Source organism: Natrinema saccharevitans (genome assembly GCF_001953745.1).
Classification (GTDB): Archaea; Halobacteriota; Halobacteria; order Halobacteriales; family Natrialbaceae; genus Natrinema; species Natrinema saccharevitans.
Window position 1 is genome coordinate 885507 of the sequence record NZ_LWLN01000001.1, and the last position, 16756, is coordinate 902262.

General features: G+C 66.6%; 16 protein-coding genes and 1 tRNA gene. 4 read left to right on the top strand and 13 right to left on the bottom strand.

Annotated features, from left to right (window positions below; translation table 11 throughout):
- Positions 1-86 precede the first annotated feature (86 nt).
- Positions 87-758 carry a phosphate signaling complex protein PhoU gene (phoU, locus tag A6E15_RS04575; RefSeq protein WP_076144148.1) on the top strand — a complete coding sequence of 224 codons (672 nt, stop codon included), beginning with the start codon at positions 87-89 and terminating at the stop codon, positions 756-758.
- A 21-nt stretch (positions 759-779) separates the two neighbouring features.
- Here the strand turns inward: phoU and A6E15_RS04580 are convergent, their stop codons facing one another.
- The 6 genes from A6E15_RS04580 to A6E15_RS04605 all read right to left on the bottom strand — a co-directional run bounded on the left by A6E15_RS04580 (position 780) and on the right by A6E15_RS04605 (position 7281).
- Entirely contained in the window at positions 780-1418 is a 639-nt protein-coding gene (locus A6E15_RS04580) for a cupredoxin domain-containing protein (protein WP_076148183.1), read from the bottom strand.
- 164 nt (positions 1419-1582) lie between these two features.
- Positions 1583-1990, bottom strand: coding sequence for a hypothetical protein (locus A6E15_RS04585; RefSeq protein WP_076144150.1), 408 nt, complete (start codon positions 1988-1990; stop codon positions 1583-1585).
- An 84-nt stretch (positions 1991-2074) separates the two neighbouring features.
- Positions 2075-3748, bottom strand: a complete 1674-nt coding sequence (locus tag A6E15_RS04590; RefSeq protein ID WP_076144152.1) for an FAD-dependent monooxygenase — start codon at positions 3746-3748, stop codon at positions 2075-2077.
- The gene (locus A6E15_RS04595; protein ID WP_076144155.1) at positions 3741-5264 is read right to left on the bottom strand and encodes an electron transfer flavoprotein subunit alpha/FixB family protein; all 1524 of its coding nucleotides are present in this window, start codon (positions 5262-5264) and stop codon (positions 3741-3743) included. The genes A6E15_RS04590 and A6E15_RS04595 overlap by 8 nt, the downstream gene beginning before the upstream one ends.
- A gap of 1 nt (position 5265) precedes the next feature.
- Positions 5266-6135 carry an electron transfer flavoprotein subunit beta/FixA family protein gene (locus A6E15_RS04600; protein ID WP_076144158.1) on the bottom strand — a complete coding sequence of 290 codons (870 nt, stop codon included), beginning with the start codon at positions 6133-6135 and terminating at the stop codon, positions 5266-5268.
- A 288-nt stretch (positions 6136-6423) separates the two neighbouring features.
- Positions 6424-7281, bottom strand: coding sequence for a polymer-forming cytoskeletal protein (locus tag A6E15_RS04605; RefSeq protein WP_076144161.1), 858 nt, complete (start codon positions 7279-7281; stop codon positions 6424-6426).
- Positions 7282-7419: 138 nt separating this feature from the next.
- Here A6E15_RS04605 and A6E15_RS04610 point away from each other — a divergent pair, with 138 nt between their 5' ends.
- Positions 7420-7617: a DUF5800 family protein gene (locus A6E15_RS04610; RefSeq protein ID WP_076144164.1), complete on the top strand. Its 198-nt coding sequence runs from the start codon at positions 7420-7422 to the stop codon at positions 7615-7617.
- An 8-nt stretch (positions 7618-7625) separates the two neighbouring features.
- Here the strand turns inward: A6E15_RS04610 and A6E15_RS04615 are convergent, their stop codons facing one another.
- Entirely contained in the window at positions 7626-8189 is a 564-nt protein-coding gene (locus tag A6E15_RS04615; RefSeq protein ID WP_076144167.1) for a DUF420 domain-containing protein, read from the bottom strand.
- Between the two features lie 385 nt (positions 8190-8574).
- A tRNA-Leu gene (locus tag A6E15_RS04620) sits at positions 8575-8659 on the bottom strand.
- A 222-nt stretch (positions 8660-8881) separates the two neighbouring features.
- Between A6E15_RS04620 and A6E15_RS04625 the strand changes: the two genes are divergently transcribed.
- A complete protein-coding gene (locus tag A6E15_RS04625) occupies positions 8882-9592 on the top strand; it encodes a TVP38/TMEM64 family protein (protein ID WP_245800529.1) in 711 nt (236 codons plus the stop codon).
- 128 nt (positions 9593-9720) lie between these two features.
- On the opposite strand, the gene A6E15_RS04630 is transcribed toward A6E15_RS04625, so the two are convergent.
- The 3 genes from A6E15_RS04630 to A6E15_RS04635 form a co-directional block, all read right to left on the bottom strand.
- Positions 9721-10224 (bottom strand): response regulator, encoded by a 504-nt coding sequence (locus A6E15_RS04630; RefSeq protein ID WP_076144169.1) that lies wholly within the window; start codon positions 10222-10224, stop codon positions 9721-9723.
- A 109-nt stretch (positions 10225-10333) separates the two neighbouring features.
- Positions 10334-10507: an HVO_2523 family zinc finger protein gene (locus A6E15_RS20785; RefSeq protein WP_175607207.1), complete on the bottom strand. Its 174-nt coding sequence runs from the start codon at positions 10505-10507 to the stop codon at positions 10334-10336.
- Positions 10508-10617: 110 nt separating this feature from the next.
- Positions 10618-13770: an adenosylcobalamin-dependent ribonucleoside-diphosphate reductase gene (locus A6E15_RS04635; protein ID WP_076144172.1), complete on the bottom strand. Its 3153-nt coding sequence runs from the start codon at positions 13768-13770 to the stop codon at positions 10618-10620.
- Between the two features lie 439 nt (positions 13771-14209).
- Here A6E15_RS04635 and A6E15_RS04640 point away from each other — a divergent pair, with 439 nt between their 5' ends.
- Positions 14210-14401: a hypothetical protein gene (locus A6E15_RS04640; RefSeq protein WP_006649331.1), complete on the top strand. Its 192-nt coding sequence runs from the start codon at positions 14210-14212 to the stop codon at positions 14399-14401.
- Positions 14402-14422: 21 nt separating this feature from the next.
- Here A6E15_RS04640 and trpG read toward each other — a convergent pair whose 3' ends face one another.
- Positions 14423-15073 (bottom strand): anthranilate synthase component II, encoded by a 651-nt coding sequence (gene trpG, locus A6E15_RS04645; RefSeq protein WP_076144174.1) that lies wholly within the window; start codon positions 15071-15073, stop codon positions 14423-14425.
- A complete protein-coding gene (gene trpE, locus A6E15_RS04650; RefSeq protein WP_076144176.1) occupies positions 15070-16752 on the bottom strand; it encodes an anthranilate synthase component I in 1683 nt (560 codons plus the stop codon). Before trpE ends, trpG begins: the two co-directional genes overlap by 4 nt.
- Positions 16753-16756: the final 4 nt, after the last annotated feature.

The window sequence follows — 16756 nt, forward strand, 5'->3', positions numbered from 1 at the left end:
CAGTGCCCGTTCGTGGCCGGCAACCACTGACCCGTGGCGGCACCTCGCACACAGTATTTATGAAGCACGGACGGGCTTTGACTACTATGGCCAGGCAATCCTACCAGGAGAAGCTCACGGAACTCCGTGAGGACGTCCTCTACATGAGCGAAGTCGTCATGGAGCGACTTCGCATGGGACTGGACGCGTTAGAACAGAAAGACGAGGACCTCGCTCGGGAAGTAATCGAAGGTGACGGCGAGATCAATCGGATGTACCTCGACCTAGAGCAGGACTGTATCGACTTGCTCGCACTTCAGCAGCCGGTTGCGAGCGACCTCCGCTTTATCGCCGCCTCGTTCAAGATCATCACCGACTTGGAACGGATCGCCGATCTGGCGACGAACCTCGGCGAGTACACCATGGACGCCGAACAGGACCTGTTCCCCGACGTCGACGTTCAGGAGATGGGCGAACTGACCCTCGACATGCTCGAGGACGCGATGATGGCCTACGACACCGAAGACACCGACCGCTGTCGGGAACTCGCCGGCCGCGACGACGAACTCGACGAGTTCGCCGAACGGGCGAGCAAGATCGTCGTCCGCGACCTCATCGAGCGCGAACTCGACTCGACCGACGAAGTCGAGCGCATCCTCCAGGACGTCTCCCGACTCCTGCTGACGATCCGCGACCTCGAGCGGGTCGGCGACCACACGGTCAACATCGCTGCGCGGACGCTGTACATGGTCGAGAACGACGACGAACTCATCTACTGAACGCCCCGATCGAGAACCGAGTTACTCGGACTCGTTGTCCTCGGTCTCGTTGTCCATCGACTCGTTGCCGTCCGTTTCGTTGTCCTCGGTCTCGTTGTCCATCGACTCGTTGCCGTCCGTTTCGTTGTCCTCGGTCTCGTTGTCCATCGACTCGTTGCCGTCCGTTTCGTTGTCCTCGGTCTCGTCGTCGGCCCCGCCGTTACCGCCACCGCCGCCGCTTTCGACCTGAATGTCGGCGACCATCGTCGTCGGGTGGACCTCGCAGATGTACGTGACCATCTCGCTGCTGGCCTCGAACTCCAGCCACTGACCGTCACCGGGTTCGGTGACCCGCTCGGTCACGAGGTCGTCGACGACCTCGTCGTTCTCGTCGTAGATCGCGATGTTGTGTTCGGCGCCGTCGCCGGTCGTCCAGCCGATCTCGTAGGTTTCTCCCTCCTGAAGGACGAGCGTCGGGTTCTCCTCGTCCGCGATCGCGTCGGGGGCGATGCCGACCCAGCCGGGCGTCTGCCCGTCGAACTCGATCTGTGCGCCGGGATCGATCGTCTCGCCCCCACCGCCGCCGTTACCACCGTTGCCGTTACCGCCGTTACCGTTGCCACCGCCACCACAGCCCGCAACGACTGCCGTCGAAGCCGCGACACCTGTCAACTGAAGCACCCGTCGTCGGGATAACCGATCGTCTCGTGCCATCGGGTTGACTTTGCGCTCAACGGGAATAGTCGAATACCCGTCTACTGCGTGGGACTCAAGTACGAGTCGGCTTCCGTGAGATTTGTGGGCATCTCTCATGTTCTCCCGTCCGGCGGCGCCGGCCCGGGTCGCTACCCGGTCGGCGCCGACGCCCGGTCGCGCTCCGGAACGCGGGTCAGCAACTGGGCCGTGTCGACGACGTTTCGCGTCTCGAGCAGCAGTTCCGCCGCCTCACGGACGGTAAACGACGCCTCGATATCGACGCCGTGACAGCGCGTGTAACACTCGAGCCAGCGGTTCATCGCGGTCTCGAGGGCGGCCAGTTCGGCCTCGGTGAACGGGACCGTGCGGCCGCCGGTCCGGCCCTCGACGTAGAGCCAGACGGCCGGGCCCACGCCGTCTCTGAGGTACGCGTCGGCGTCGCTGGGGGCCGGGGGGCCGTTCGACGCCGTCGGCGAACGGTCGATCCCGTCGAACGCCGCCCGCTCGCGCTCGGCCCGGCGTGCGAGCGCGGCGATCCGCGGACCGTACCGACTCATACGGGTTCCCGCCCCGCTGTCCCGGTGAGACCGCAGGGCGGTCGGCGGTTCCACCTGCAACGACTGACGGTGGACCGTCTCATGCTAGCCTTCCCTGTATTCGACGCCCTTGCCACCGCGGGGGTGTTCCCACTCGGTGTCGGCGACGACTGCACAGGTGCCACACTCCACGCAGGGCTGGGTGTCGAGACTGACCAGCGTCTCCTCGGTGCCGTTGGTCTTGACCGCCTCCGAGCGGTAGCAGCCGCCGCCGAAGTCCTCGGCGCTGACCGGACAGGCGGTGACCGCCGCGCCGCTGGCCTCGAGGGACTGATCCAGCAACTCGATGTGAGGATTGCCCACGTCGGTGTCGTAGGTCAGCTCGCCGATCCGCTCCTCGAGCGTCGGCGGGTCGATCTCGCTCTCCCAGTGGATCGTCTTGCCGCGTTCCTCGGCGATCAGCGTCGGCAGGGAGACGTAGCCGGTCTTCGTGTCCGGCAGCATCGACACCAGGAACGGCGAGTTGTACGCCCGCTCGAGCAGCCGGTCCGCGATCGGGTTGCCGACCGCCAGCGAGCCCAGCGGCGACTCGAGGATCCGTTCGACGGCGCTGGTCACGCCCTCGCGTTCGCCGACGGCGCGGGCGAGGTCGTACCGTCGGGGCCGGAGCTTGGCCATGGTTCCGGAGTCCTCGAGCAGTTTGGTGTATCGCCGCCCGGCGGCAGCCGGGTCGGCATTGCCCCGAGTAACGGCGAAGGCGTCGGCCGCGAGCGCGCCTGCGGTGACGGCGTGGTTCATCCCCTTGATGATCGGCCCCTGGGCCTGCATCTGGCCGGCGGCGTCGCCGACGAGGACGAGCCGGTCGCGGTAGGGCTCGCGATGAGCCACCTTCTTGGAGTCGGGGACGAGCTTCGCCGCGTACTCGCGCTCGTCGTACTCGTTTTTGAACCAGCCCGCCAGCAGCGGATGCGTGAGCAACGCGTCGAGCAGTTCGTGCGGTTCGGCCTCCCGCTCGAGGAGGCTGTCGAGGTGGAAGACGGTCCCGATCGAGAGCGACGCTTCGTTGGTATACAGGAAGCCACCGCCCCGGACGTCGTCGAAGAAGTCGCCCGAGAACAGGTGGGCGGCGCCCTCGTCGGGGTCGAGATCGAACCGGTCGTCGATCGCGTCGGGATCGACGTCCACGACGGCCTTGACCCCCTGGAACCACTCCTCGGGCTCCTCCCAGTCCATCAGCCCCGCCTCGCGGGCGAGTTCGGAGTTGACGCCGTCGGCCGCGACGATCAGGTCGGCCGTGATCGGCTCGAGTTCGTCGCAGGTGACGCCGACGATCTCGCCGTCGTCTTCGAGCAGGCCGTTCACCCGAACGTTCGTCAGCACCCCGCCGCCCGTCTCGCTGGTCTTCTCGTGGACGCGGCGCTCGAGCCACGAGTCCATCTCCCGGCGGAGAACGGCATCGCACCAGTCGGTGTCGTGTTCGTGGAGGTCGGTCAGGTCGTAGGTCTTGACCGAGTTGCCGGCTACGTTGTGGATGTAGTAATCGGTCACGGGCCGTTCGGTCGCTGCCTCCCGGAAGCCGTCGAAGAGGTCCGCGAGCGTGTAGGGGGCGGACTCCTCGCCGTAAATCAGGCCGCCGGAGACGTTCTTCGAGCCCGCCTCGGTGCCGCGCTCCAAGACGAGCGTCTCGACGCCGTGATCGGCCAGCCGCGCCGCGGCCGCGGCTCCACCGGGGCCACAACCGACGACGATCGCCTCGTAGTGTTCGTAGTCGTCAGTCATCGTCCTCACCCCCGTCGGCGACGGCCTCGGCCTCGAGCGTCGTCTCACCGGCTTCGACGGCCTCGGTCAGACGCGGCAGTACCTCGAAGAGGTCGCCCTCGACGAAGTAGTCCGAGAAGTCCCGGATCCGGGCGTCGGCGTCGGTGTTGACGGCGACGACGGTGTCGGACTCGTCCATGCCGACCTTGTGCTGGACCGCGCCCGACACGCCGGCCGCGATGTAGACGTCGGGCGCGACGACCTGTCCCGTCTCGCCGATCTGGCGTTCCTCGGTCGCGTACTCCTCGACGTGGCCCTCGAACTCGTAGGAGGAGGTGACGATCCCCCGCGTGATGCCGAGTGCGGCGTCCTCGAAGGCGTCGACGAGATCGAGCCCCAGTTCCATCCCGCGGGTCGGGTCGTCGGCGATTCCCCGGCCGAGACAGACCATCACGTCGTGGCCGGTGAGATCGATCCCGGCCTCGAGCCGATCGTACTCGGTGACGTCGACGCGGAACCAGTCGTCGGGCAGCTCCAGCTCGTGTTCGACGACCAGCCCGTCGCGATCGGGGTCGCGTTCGATGGGATCGAAGCTGCCGGGAATGACCGACGCTCCCTGTGGGTGGAACTCCCGGCCCGGGTTGTCGAGACAGAGGATCGTCGAGTACTCGAAGCCCGAGAAGTCCGGCCGCTTCATGTGCAGGACCTTCTCGAAGGTCTTTTTCACGCCCGGTTCGCCGGTCTTGACCGGGTTCGAGACCTCGTTCTCCTCGATGAACAGGTCCGAACAGTCCGAGGCGAGCCCGGAGTCGAGTTCGGCCTGGACCTTCGCCGAGAGGTCGCGTCCGTTGTTCGTCGCCGGGAACAGGACGTAGCGGGGCTTGTCGTAGTCGCGCCAGTCAGTGCTCTCGACGGTGCCCTCGCCGCGGGCCATGTGGGCCGCGATCTCGGTGTAGGGCTTGTGCAGGAACCGTTCCAACCTGCGATCGTCGTGGTAGACCGCGACGTCTGCCCCGTAGGCGACACACTCCTCGGCCAGTCCCTCGCAGTCGTCGCCCATGAGGAACGCGACGACCCGCTCCTCGTCACCATACTCGTCCGCGAAGTCGTCCATCAGTTCGCGGGCCTTCCCCAGCATCTCCTTGGAGACCTCGAGCAACTCGCCGCCCTGGGTCTCACAGAAGACCCACATGTCGGCGTAGTCGCCGTCCGCGAGCGCCCGGACGTGTCGCTTGTCGCGGGTCGGGTGGGAGAGGCCGTCGTCTTCCTCGACCTCGGTCTCGTGTTCGTCGGCACTCGTCTCTCCGTCGTCGGATTCGGCGTCTGACTCGCCTTCCGTCTCGGTGTCCGCCTCGACGCCGTCGCTCTCGGCTCCGACCGCCTCGATCCGACCCCGGACCGCTTCGCGGGCCGTGGCGCGATCCTGCCCGGCCCGCTCGGCCTCGAGGACCGCCCGCAGTTCGTCCGCGTCGTCGATCGTCTCGAGTTCGTCGGTCAGTTCGTCCACCGTGTGATCGCCCGGATCGATCGCAGTCATCTCAATCACCCGCCTCCGCGGCGTAGGGGTGCATCTCCTCGAGTACCTCGCCCATGCCGTCGCCGGCGTCGGGATCGATCATCGTCGCCTCGCGCTCGGAGGGCGCTTTGGGGATCGGATCCACCGAGGAGACGATCGTCGGCGAGCCGTCGAGTCCGATGTAGTCGGGATCGAGGTTCAGGTCGACGTGGTCCCACGTCGTCAGGTACTCCTCGTGGTCGGCGGCCCGGTCCTCGGTCTCTGCCCGGAGCCGCTTGCGGGTCAACCGCTGGGAGGCCGTCCGGTAGGTCGGCTCGAACTCCGGGTCGGTGACGACGAAACACGGCAGGGGCGCTTCGACCGTCTCGATCTCGTCGACGTCGCCCTCGACGAGTCGCTTGGCTCGCAACGACCGCTCGTCGGGGTCGATGTCGAGCGCGACGACGTGCGTGACGATCGGCCAGTCCATCGCCCAGCAGGTCTGCGGGCCGGTCTGGCCGGTCTCCCCGTCGGCCGTCTTGAACCCGGCGAAGACGACGTCGATGTCCGCGACTTCCTCCCGATACGTCTCGAGGCCGGCCGAAAGCGTGATCCCCGTCGCCCACGTATCGGAGGCGGCCAGTTCGCGGTCCGACAGCAGGTAGCTGTCGTCGGTGTAGACCGTCTCCATCGCCCCCTGCAGGACCTCGGCGTACCCCGGCGGCCCCATACTCATCCCGCTGACGTGGCCGCCGTGGCGGACCTTCGTCTGGAGCGCGGCCCGCAGTGCGAACTCGTCGTTGGGGTTCATTACCGTCGGCGTCTTCCCCCGCTCCAAGTGGCCGTCCTCGTCGAACGAGACGGCCCCCTCGGAGAAGTCGGGGACGCCCTTCGTCAGCACGATCGATCGCATGGATACCCCCGTCGGTATTTGACCATTATTGACATGGCTGTGGCCCTCTATCATAGTATCAGTATTAAGAATAGGGGTGAAAATCGCCGATAGATAGCGCGGATCGACGGGTCGGCGCTGTCGGCTGCTCACCGGGACCGCCGAGATTCCCTCCACAGCGCTGGCTCGAGCGGGCGTCTCAGTACTGCGAGAATCGATCGATCGGCTCATACGGACCGGTGTCCGTCGTCTCCGGTCCAACCGCGACCGTCGGACGGTTGCACCGGGAACCCGGTACACCGGTCCGTCTCACTCGCTGTCGCGCTCGGTCGTCCGCATCGTGATCTCGCCGTCCGCGCGGATCGTGCCGTCGATCTCGGCGTCGGGACCGAGTTCGAGGTCCGCACAGGAGACGTCGCCGAGGATTCGGGCGTCGGCGGCGATGTCGACGTCGCCCTCGCGCGTGGTCACGTCGCCGTGGATGCGGGTCCCCTCGCCGACCGTGATGTCGCCGCGCGCACGGAGGCTTCCGAACACGTTGCAGTCCGCGCCGACGGCGATCCGTTCGGCGCGGACGTTGCCGTGGAGTCGGCAGTCGTCGCCGATCGTCGCAGGCGTCGAGACGCGCCAGGCGTCGTCGCCGACGGTCGCGTTCCGGGGGATCACCAGCGGCTCGGCACCCGCCTCGTCGTCCTCATCCTCGACGAGTTCGGAGACGAGCCGCTGGGCGGCGTCTTCCTCGCCGATCAACAGCAGGTGTTTGAGGTAGACGAACAGGAAGACGATCGTCGGCATCGGGTTCCGGATGACGATCCAGCCGTTGGCTTCGAACCCCTCCTCGATCTCGACGTCGTCGCCGATGTCGAGATCGCCGGCGACTTTCAGTCGGCCACCGATGTGGACGCGCTCGCCGATGTAGGCGTCCTCGCCGACTAAGACGTTCTCGGCCACGTCACACCACATGTCGAGCCGGCAGTCGCCGTCGGCCTCGATCGCCCCGCCGAACTCGGCGGACTCGCCTGCCAGCACGTTCCGGCCGCGTACGCCGAACTCGACGGTCGAGCGGGCCCCGACGAGGACGTCCCCGTCGGTAACGAGGTCGCGCTCCTGGGCTTCCGTCCCGTCGGGCACGACGAGTTCGTCGAGCGGGTCCCTGCTGAAGGCCACACTCGGGCCCAAAGGGGGCATCACCTAATAAACCTCGCGCGTCGTCAGTCGCCCGTCCGACGCCCGTCTGCCGGTCCCGGCGCTCGACCGTCGCGACCAGTCGCCTCGCTTTTACACCCCCGCTGCGTACGCCCGATCATGACTACGCTCGCATTCGACGACGAGGGCGTCGACGTCGTCTACGAAGGCACCGAGTTCCGCCTCGAGAAGGACCTGCTCGAGGAGGCCACCGAGAAGTCCTACTACGACGTGACCGACCACGAGGTGCTACAGATCGTCGCCGAGCAGCCGAACCTGCAGGGCGAGCCGCGACGCATCGGCGACATTCTAGACTGAGCCCGGGGTCAGTAGATCACGTGGAGTAACACGAAGACGACGATCCCCAGCGCGAACGAGACCAACCACAGCGACGCCGCGACGCGGCCGATTCGGGCGTGGCTCGTCGACGGGATCTCCGCGACCGGCCGCGAGGCCGCAAGCAGGAGGACGTAGTACAGCAGCGGGATGCAGACGATCGCCAGCAGGATGTGGATCGCCAGCAACGGCAGGTAGACGAACTGATAGACCACGTCGGGGCCGGGGAACGGATCCGGGCCGCCGGTGACGGTCAGCCGGTAGAGATAGAGGACGAGAAAGCTCACGAACAGCCCGAACGACGATATCATCGCGGCCCGGTGGCGGCCGATCTCGCCGCGGCGGATCGCCCGCCAGCCGACCGCGATCGTCGCGATCGCGACCGCGCTAATCACGGCGTTGACCGCCGGGATCACGTCGATGACCCACTCCGGGGCGGCGGGCACGCTTGAGGCAGGGATCCGGCCGCCGGCGGCCGCAAAGACCACCGCCAGCGACACAACGCTCAACACGCCGGTGAGCAGGCGCACGCGCTCTCGAGGGACGTATTCCATGTGTGACCGTTCGAGCGAAGCGGGAAAGCGGTTACTCTCCGCGACGGTCACGATGCTGTTCGAAACCGACGCCTGGCATCGGTTGCCGTCCGGCTGTTTGCTCTCAGCTGAACCGGTCGAAATGAAGTTCTAGCGCCGGCGCTGTTTTCATCGAGAACACGTCAGTTCGGCCACGTACTGCTATCGCTCGTCGGTGTAGCGTCGGAAAGGATTATGCGTGGGTGATGCCCACGAAGGGAAATCACCTGCATCGGTTTGGGGTGGAGCTCAGCCACCTGTGCGATGCGTGGGACCGGATTCGAACCACGGTCGCGCCGGAGGCGCTCCCTGATTCGAACCGGCCGTCAACATCGAGGTGCGCGCGTGATCGCTCGCACCATTGCGATGCGTGGGACCGGATTCGAACCGGCGGACCCCTACGGGACAGCGCCCTCAACGCTGCGCCGTTGGCCTGGCTTGGCTACCCACGCTCGCGATCTCTGTCTGCACTCAATCGTATCCAGTGTGATTATAAAAGCCCTTTCCTTTGGATCGGCGACTGCGGCCGGATCACACGTGGACGACGGTCCCGCGTGACAGGTTCGCGGACTACTCGTCCGATCGAGACGCCACGATCGCGAACACGTACGCCAGATTCTTGTCGAGCCTCCCGAGACACAAAGGTTTCAACGCTCGAGCGAAATCTCAGATCGATGCAGTCGGGACGAACGCGTGCGTTCGCGGGTGCCGTCGTGGCCAGCGCCATGGTCGCGGCGGGCCTGCTCGTCTCGCCGCCGACGGCAATCGGGGCCGTCGACTCGCTCGCCGCCGATCCGCTTCCCTTCGGCCTCGTCGTCGCCGCGCTCTATCTCGTGCGGCCCCTGCTCGCGTGGCCGACCACGCCGCTCGCGGCCGTCGTCGGCTACGGCTACGGCGTCGCCGTCGGCGTTCCGGTCGCACTCGCAGGCGTCGTCGTCACCGTCCTGCCGATCTTTCTCGCCGCCCGCTGGATCGCCGGTGACGAGTCGGTGTCGGGAAACTGTGACGAGAGCGGGTTTCTCGAGCGCGCCGGCGACGCCGCCGGTCGCTACTACGAGACCGCAGGCCCGCTTCGGGGCGTCGTCGCCTCGCGGCTGGCCCCGATCCCGTCGGACGTCGCGACGTGTGCCGCGGCGGTCAGCGGCGTCCCACACAGGTGGTTCCTCGTCGGTACGGCGATCGGCGAACTCCCGTGGACGGTCGCCGCGGTCGTCGTCGGGGCCTCCGCGGCGACGGCGACGACGGGCGGGATCGGTGACGCCGGGCTGGCGGTTTCGCTGGCCGGGCTCCTCGCGGCCTGTCTCCTGCTCGCCGGCCCCGCCTACCGCACGCTCCGATCGCGAGACCCGCTCCGAACGGAGAACGGCAAATCGACGGACAACTGACCGAATGGCCCACCGCTGCCCGTCGCTACTCGGTCTCGAGTCCCTCGACTATAGTAGCCGCTGAAACGATTCACACACTGATCGCAGCGCCGTCGTGCGATCAGGTGTGCAATGACGTTCAGCGGCTACTATAGCGATTCGCTCATCTCCGAGAGTTCCGTCTCGAGTCGCCGATAGGCCTCGGTGTCGGTCAGTTCCTCGAGGTCGTGTTCGTCCTCCAAGGCCTCCATCTTGTTCGAGAGTGACTCGAGTTCGCGGCGGTCGCCGTCGCCGTAGCGGGACTGTACGCGGAGATTATCGATGATTCGCGTCAGCTGGGGTCGCGTGACGGGCTTGGTCACGTAGTCGTCGATGTCCAGTTCGACGATATCCAGCCCGGGATCGACCGCGGTCACCATGATCACCCAACAGTCGTGACCCCGCGAGCGGATCCCCTCGAGGACCCGGTCCCCGTTGAGATCTGGCATATGCCGATCGAGCAGGACGACATCGACCCCGTCGTGCAACCGCTCGAGTGCCGTCGTCCCGTCGTAGGCGGTCAGCGTCTCGTAATCGTCGTCGACCCACATCGCATAGAGGTCGGCGAGTTCCCGTTCGTCGTCGACGACGAGGATCGTCGGTCGCGCAGCCATAGCGATCAGTACGCGGACCCACAGCCCGTCGTCTTGTAGGGGTATCGGGCGACTCACCGCTCGAGTCGGGCGCCGAGTCGGGCGTTCGGCCCGAACTCGTGAACGCGGGTCAGCGGAAGGGGTCGCTACAGTCGATGATGACCCCGTGGTGGGGGCAGACGTACTTGCAGTGGCGCTTGTACATCGGGGCCTCGCAGTGGGGACAGCGCGGCGCGCCGGCCCCGTCGCTCGAGTCCGCCGTCGTCCCGCTACCGGCGGCGCCGTCCCCGGCGTCGGCTGTCATACGACGCCGTTCGCGCCGCCCGGTGCTAAGTGTGGTGTTTGCGGTACTCGCCCGCGACCGAAAAAACGAACCGCGAAACCGGAACCGATCGAACTGCCGTCAGTCAGCGCTCAACACTCGCTCCAGCCACAGCTCTCGCAGGTCTTGCAGCCTTCGGAGAAGTACAGCGACATCGAGCCGCAGTCGGGACACTCCGGCGACTCGCCGGCGTCGATGAGGTCCTGGGTCGTGTCGTCGGCGTCCGCGGACGCGGCGGCCGCCCCGCCGTCGGTCTTCGGCCCGTCGACTTCGATGTCGGCGTCGGCAGACTCCTCTAAGGTCTGCTGTTTCGGATACGGCTTGTCGATCTCGTCCTCGAGGTAGCGTCGCATCGCGGTGCCGATGGCGTCCGGAATGGACTGGATCTGCTCGCCTTTGTCCCAGGCGACTTTCGGCGACCGGGTGCCACAGAGTTCGTCGACGATCTCCTCGGGGTCGACGCCGGAGCGCAGCGAGGTCGAGATGACCTTCGCCAGCGCCTCGGTGAAGGAGTTCGTGAAGCCGCCCGAATGCCCGATATTGGCGAACAGCTCGAACGGCTGGCCGGTCTCGGGGTCCTCGTTGATCGTCACGTAGATCTTCCCGTAGCCGGTGTCGATACGCTGGCTGACGCCCTGGAGGGCGTCGGGCCGCTCGCGCTTCTCGGTGAAGTCGACCTGTGCGGGCTCGCCGTCCTCGTCGAGGAGTCCGCCGACGTCCGTCTCGAGGACGTCCTGGACTTCCTCGCTCTCGAGGAACTGCGCCAAGCCGCCGAAGATCTCGTCGATCTGCTCGACTAAGGCCTGTGCGGCCTCGGTCTCGTCGGCGAAGTCGGCGTTGTCGGCGCGGGTGGTCAGCACCTGCTTGCTGCGGGTGCCGTCGCGGTAGTAGGTGACGCCCTTGCCGCCGTGTTCGTAGATGTACTCGAAGACGTCCTTGGCGTCCGCGAGCGTGGAGTCGTTGGGTGCGTTGACCGTCTTCGAGATCGCGGAGTCGACGCCTTCCTGACAGGCGACCTGCACGCCGGCGTGTTCCTTCGCCGAGAGCGCGCCGGTCGTGACGAACAGTTCGCCGATGGCGTCGGGCACCGTCGACAGCCCCTCGACTCCGTCGAACTGGTTGGTGGCCATCTGCTCTTTGGCCTCCTCCTTGACCGCGTCGACGTCGATGTCGTTGGCCTCGAGCGTTCGGAGGAAGTAGTCGTCGAACTCGACCAGCATCTCGTCGCCCTGCACGTCGTCGGAGACGTTCTTGTAGTAGGCGACGTTGTAGATCGGTTCGCAACCGCCGGTGGTGTTGCCGACCATCGAGGTCGTGCCGGTCGGCGCGATGGTCGTCGTGTTGTGGTTCCGGACCGGGAACCCGTCCGCCCAGTCGTCGGCGTCGAGTCCGGTCTGCTTCTCGAACCACTCGCGGTACTCGGTCGGGTTCGCGTACTTGGATTTGTCCCACTCGTCGAAGCTGCCCCGCTCCTCGGCGAGTTCGTGGGACGCCCACTTCGACCCGTGGTTGATGTGACGCATCAGCTGGCGTGCGACCTCGTTGGAGGTCTCGCTGCCGTACTCCATCCCGAGCTGGACGTACAGCTGTGCCAGTCCCATGATGCCAAGGCCGATCTTGCGCATCTCCCGGACCTTCTGCTCGATCTTCTCGACCGGGAAGTCGCTCATCGTGACGACGTTCTCCAAAAAGCGCGTGCCCATCTCGATGCGGCGGTCGAACTCCTCGAAGTCGATCGCCTCGTCGAGGAAGGCGTCGACGGCCTCGGCTCGCGAGTCGTACTCGTCGCCGTGCTCGTCGTACCAGACGCGCCAGTCGGGCGCCTCCAGGTCCGCGAGGGTCGAGAGGTTGATGTGGCCGAGGTTACAGGCCTCGTACTCCTCGAGCGGCTGCTCGCCGCAGGGGTTGGTCGCGAGGATACGGTGGTCGGGGTGTTTCTCGACGTCGAAGGAGTGCTGTTTGTTCACCCGCTCGAGGTAGATCACGCCGGGTTCGCCGTTCTCGTGGGCGCCCTCGACGATGTCGTCCCAGAGTTCCTCGGCCGGGATCGACAGCTCCTCGCCGACCTCGACGTGGTCGCCGAGACCGAACATCTCGTAGAGTTCCTTCGTCTCGGCCGTGGCGATGTGGGGCTCGCCCGTTCGGGGGTTGGTGAACGTGAACTCCTCGCCGTTTTTCACGGCGTCCATGAAGTCGTCGGTGATCCCGACGGAGATGTTGAAGTTCGAGAGGTGTCCCTCGACGGCGTTCCGGAGGTGCTTGGGGACCCGTCCGTCGTCGTCGATGAGTTCGCGGGCCTCCTCCAAGGCGTCCTGGAAGGAAGTGTGCGTGTAGTCGTCGGGGTCGTTCAGCCGCAGCGTCTCGGCCAGCGAGACGTCCTTGTTCTTGGCGTGGATGAACTGGATGACGTCCGGGTGGGAGACGCGCATGACGCCCATCTGTGCGCCGCGTCGGGCACCGCCCTGGGCGATCGTCTCGCACATCTGGTCGTACGTGCGCATGAACGTGATCGGTCCCGACGCGATACCGCCGGTCGAGCCGACCGCGTCGCCGTAGGGTCGGAGCTGCCAGAAGGCATACCCCATGCCGCCGCCGCTCTGGAAGACCTGCGCGGCCTCCTTGGCGGTCTGGTGGATGTCGTCGATGTCGTCCTCGGGGGAGTCGACGAAACACGCCGAGAGCTGCTGGAGTTCGTCACCGGCGTTCATCAGGGTCGGCGAGTTCGGCATAAAATCCAGATTTTCCATCATGCCCTGGAACTCCTCGGCGACGTCCTCGACGTGCTCGCGGATCTCGTCGGGGAGCTCGGGGACGACGGTGTCGTAGGCGAACTTGTTGACGTTGTAGATAGACAGCGTCGTCTCGGCGTTCTGCGGCTCCGCCCCAGAGCCAGAGGAACTTCGTTCCTCGCTGTCGTCCTCGGCGGTGGTGCCCGCGCCGAAGACCTCCTCCGCGAGTTCGTCCCGCCGCGGGTGGTCGGGCTTGAGCTGGTCTGGCGTGACCGTGATCTCGCTGTCGTGGTTCTGCGCTTCGTAGACGGCTTCGGCCAGCGCGATGTTCTTGCCGACGCGCTCGAAGAGGTCCTCCTGGTCCTCGACGAGGTCGCCGTCGGCATCCTTGCGGAGATAACGGGCCGGCAGAATGTCGTGATAGGCGTTGTCGGTCAATCGCTCCTCGAGGGTCTCCCCCTCGGTGCGCTTGATCGGGAGCGTCAGCTCTTCCGCGGAGAGGTCGGCGTCGCTCATGCGCGGGTCACCTCGTCGCTACCTCGCTGCAGTACGTCGATCGTGGCGTGGATCCGGGTCCTGGCTTGCATCATTCGTGACGAAGGTTTGGTATTCATGCATCCATCATAAAACGTGGTGTTGTAGTCCTACCGTTCTTGTAGTAATACAAATATAGTTGTATAGATGTCTCTGTCACCTTGTCGTGTTCCGTCAGCAGACGACCGGTGAAACGGCCGCTGCCGTGGTCGCTCGAACCTACGTGGGCGACCGTCTTAACCATTTTCAGACCGAACTGAAAGTGACTGTTTGCGACGTGATCACTGTCCCCTCTGGTGGTTTTCTCTTTCGCACCCACACGATCCGGCGCGCCGAACGATCGCTCGAGCGAGTCAGTCGTCGCCGGTCGTCAGTCACGACTTCCAGAAAGATTACGTCCTTCCAGTGCGGGGAGTGGTACATGATCGAAGCACTGACTTCGGGACCGACGATCCTCCTGGTCCTGGCGGCGCTGGCCGCCTTCGCCGTCGCCGTCGTCGCGATCAAGATCGCAATCAAACTGGCCGTCCGTATCGGCATCGTCGCCGCCGTCGTGCTGGCGGCGCTGTACGCCACCGGCTTTACCGACCTCGGCTTCCTCCCGTTCTTTTGAGTCGTCTCCGGTTTCGCCGCCCTACTTCTCCCTCGCGAACGTGAGGAAGTTCTCGATCACGTCGTGGCCGACGGCCGTGAGGACGCTCTCGGGGTGAAACTGCACGCACTCGAGGGGGTACTCCGCGTGGCGCACGCCCATGACGAGCGTCTCCGAGCCGTGTTCCGCGGTCGCGGTCACGTCGAGGCAGTCCGGGATTTCGGTCGCGACCAGTGAGTGGTACCGGCCCGCGCGAAAGCCCTGCTCTAAGTCCTCGAAGACGCCCCGGCCGTCGTGGTCGACCGCGGAGGCCTTGCCGTGGATCGGGTCCGGAGCGCGGCCGACACTGCCCCCGTACTCGTAGACGGCCGCCTCGAGGCCGAGACAGACTCCAAGCGTCGGGACCTCGGGGCTGATCTCCCGGAGGACGGCCATCGTGACGCCGACGTCGCGGTCGTTCTCCGGATGACCGGGCCCGGGACTGATTACGATCGCGTCGGGATCGACCGCGCGCACGTCCGCGAGCGACGCGGTGTTTTTCAGGACCTCGGTCTCGGTGCCGGCCTGCTGGCTGACGTACTCGACGAGGTTGTAGGTGAAGGAGTCGTAGTTGTCGACGAAAAGCACCGTCAGCGGCTCCGCCTCGCCGTCGCGGCCCGCCGCGTCGCGGTCGTCCGCTGTCGTCGCGCTCATCGGCTCACCTCCGGCGTCGCGTCGGGGTCCGCTCGAGTCGCCGGCTCCTCGGCGGGCAGTTCGATCGCCTCGAGGGCCGCGAGGACGCCCCCCATCTTCTGTTCGGTCTCCTCGTACTCGGCGGCGGGGTCGCTGTCGGCGACCAGTCCCGCGCCGGCTTGGACCGTGATCCGGTCCTCGTCACCCTCGTCTTCGACCGTGGCAGTCCGAATCACGATCGCGAAGTCCGCGTCGCCGGACCACGAGTAGTAGCCGACGCCGCCGCCGTAGAGTCCGCGGGGCTCGGACTCGAGGTCGTCGATGATCTCCATCGCGCGGATCTTCGGCGCGCCCGAGAGCGTCCCGGCGGGGAACGAGGCCCGCGTCGCATCGAACGCGTCGGAATCCGCGGCGAGCCGGCCGGTCACCGTCGACTCGATGTGCTGGACGTGGCTGTACTTGAGGACGTTCATGAACTCGTCGACCCGGACCGACCCCGGTTCCGAGACGCGGCGCACGTCGTTGCGCGCGAGGTCGACCAGCATCGTGTGTTCGGCGCGTTCCTTGCCGTCGGCGAGCATCTCGCCCGCGAGCCGGCGGTCCTCGACGGGGCTCGAGCCCCGGTCGCAGGTGCCGGCGATCGGGTTCGACATGACCTCGCGCCCGCGCACCGAGAGCAGCGTCTCGGGGCTGGCCCCGACGACGGTCAGGTCGTCGTGATCGAGCAGATACATGTACGGCGAGGGGTTGACCTCGCGCATCGCCTCGTAGAAGCCGAGTGGATCGACCTCGCCGTGGATCTCTCGGGTTCGGGAGATCACGCCCTGATAGATGTCGCCGTCGAGGACGTGTTCCTTGGCCGCCCGGACGCTCCCCTCGTATGCGGCTTGCGGCCCCGCGACCTCCTCGTCACGGACGAAACTGCCGGTTTCGGGCGGTTCGGCCTCACGGAGTGTTGACGCCACCTCGGCCGCTTCCGCGACGAGCGCGTCGTAGACCGCGTCGGGGTCGTCGTCGGCCTCGAGGACGGGCGTAAAGACCAGCGATACCGTCCCGTCGCGCTCGTCGAACGTCAGCGTCTTCGTCGTCAGGAGGAACTGCGCGTCCGGGAACCGCGAGTCGGGCCGCTCGTAACCGACCTCCTCGAGCCAGAGGTCGTAGACGGCGTCGTAGGCCAGAAAGCCGACCAGCCCGCCCTCGAGGTGCTGGCGGTCGTGGTCGGGGACGTTCTCGAGGCGGACGTCGGGCATCGCGGCCCGGAGGGCGTCGACCGTGTCGCCCCCGGCGTCGGTGTCGACGGCCGCAAGCGGCGCGTCGTCGGTCAGGGCCTCCACGGTCGCCTCGCCGGATTCGACCGTCACGACGGCCTCGGGATCGTAGCCGACGTAGGAGTAGCGCGCGTGGCGCTCGACGTCGGCGGTACTCGGCCGAAACGCGCCGTCGGGGTCGCTCGAGGCGGTCTTCTCCGCGCTCTCGAGGAGGAAGGCGTAGGGCGATCGCTCCCGACTGCTCGCCTCGGAGCGGCCGGTGAGCGCGGCGTAGGCCGCGAGCGGCGTCGTCTCGACTTCGAGGGTCGCGACGGTCCGGACGACCACCGGTCGGTCGTCGCGGTCGGCGTTCGAGCCGGCGTCCTCGCCGAACGCCTCACGGTCGAGATCGAACGAGACCCGGTCGGCGGTGGTGGGTTCGGGATCGGGCATGGGA

Bases quoted from the DNA above. Each gene is read 5' to 3' on its own strand.
- A6E15_RS04630 (WP_076144169.1), bottom strand. From the start codon at position 10,224: ATGGCTGCGCGACCGACGATCCTCGTCGTCGACGACGAACGGGAACTC.
- A6E15_RS04595 (WP_076144155.1), bottom strand. From the start codon at position 5,264: ATGACTGCGATCGATCCGGGCGATCACACGGTGGACGAACTGACCGAC.
- A6E15_RS20785 (WP_175607207.1), bottom strand. From the start codon at position 10,507: ATGACAGCCGACGCCGGGGACGGCGCCGCCGGTAGCGGGACGACGGCG.
- A6E15_RS04640 (WP_006649331.1), top strand. From the start codon at position 14,210: ATGATCGAAGCACTGACTTCGGGACCGACGATCCTCCTGGTCCTGGCG.
- A6E15_RS04585 (WP_076144150.1), bottom strand. From the start codon at position 1,990: ATGAGTCGGTACGGTCCGCGGATCGCCGCGCTCGCACGCCGGGCCGAG.
- A6E15_RS04625 (WP_245800529.1), top strand. From the start codon at position 8,882: ATGCAGTCGGGACGAACGCGTGCGTTCGCGGGTGCCGTCGTGGCCAGC.
- trpG (WP_076144174.1), bottom strand. From the start codon at position 15,073: ATGAGCGCGACGACAGCGGACGACCGCGACGCGGCGGGCCGCGACGGC.
- A6E15_RS04635 (WP_076144172.1), bottom strand. From the start codon at position 13,770: ATGAGCGACGCCGACCTCTCCGCGGAAGAGCTGACGCTCCCGATCAAG.
- A6E15_RS04600 (WP_076144158.1), bottom strand. From the start codon at position 6,135: ATGCGATCGATCGTGCTGACGAAGGGCGTCCCCGACTTCTCCGAGGGG.
- trpE (WP_076144176.1), bottom strand. From the start codon at position 16,752: ATGCCCGATCCCGAACCCACCACCGCCGACCGGGTCTCGTTCGATCTC.
- A6E15_RS04615 (WP_076144167.1), bottom strand. From the start codon at position 8,189: ATGGAATACGTCCCTCGAGAGCGCGTGCGCCTGCTCACCGGCGTGTTG.
- A6E15_RS04590 (WP_076144152.1), bottom strand. From the start codon at position 3,748: ATGACTGACGACTACGAACACTACGAGGCGATCGTCGTCGGTTGTGGC.
- phoU (WP_076144148.1), top strand. From the start codon at position 87: ATGGCCAGGCAATCCTACCAGGAGAAGCTCACGGAACTCCGTGAGGAC.
- A6E15_RS04610 (WP_076144164.1), top strand. From the start codon at position 7,420: ATGACTACGCTCGCATTCGACGACGAGGGCGTCGACGTCGTCTACGAA.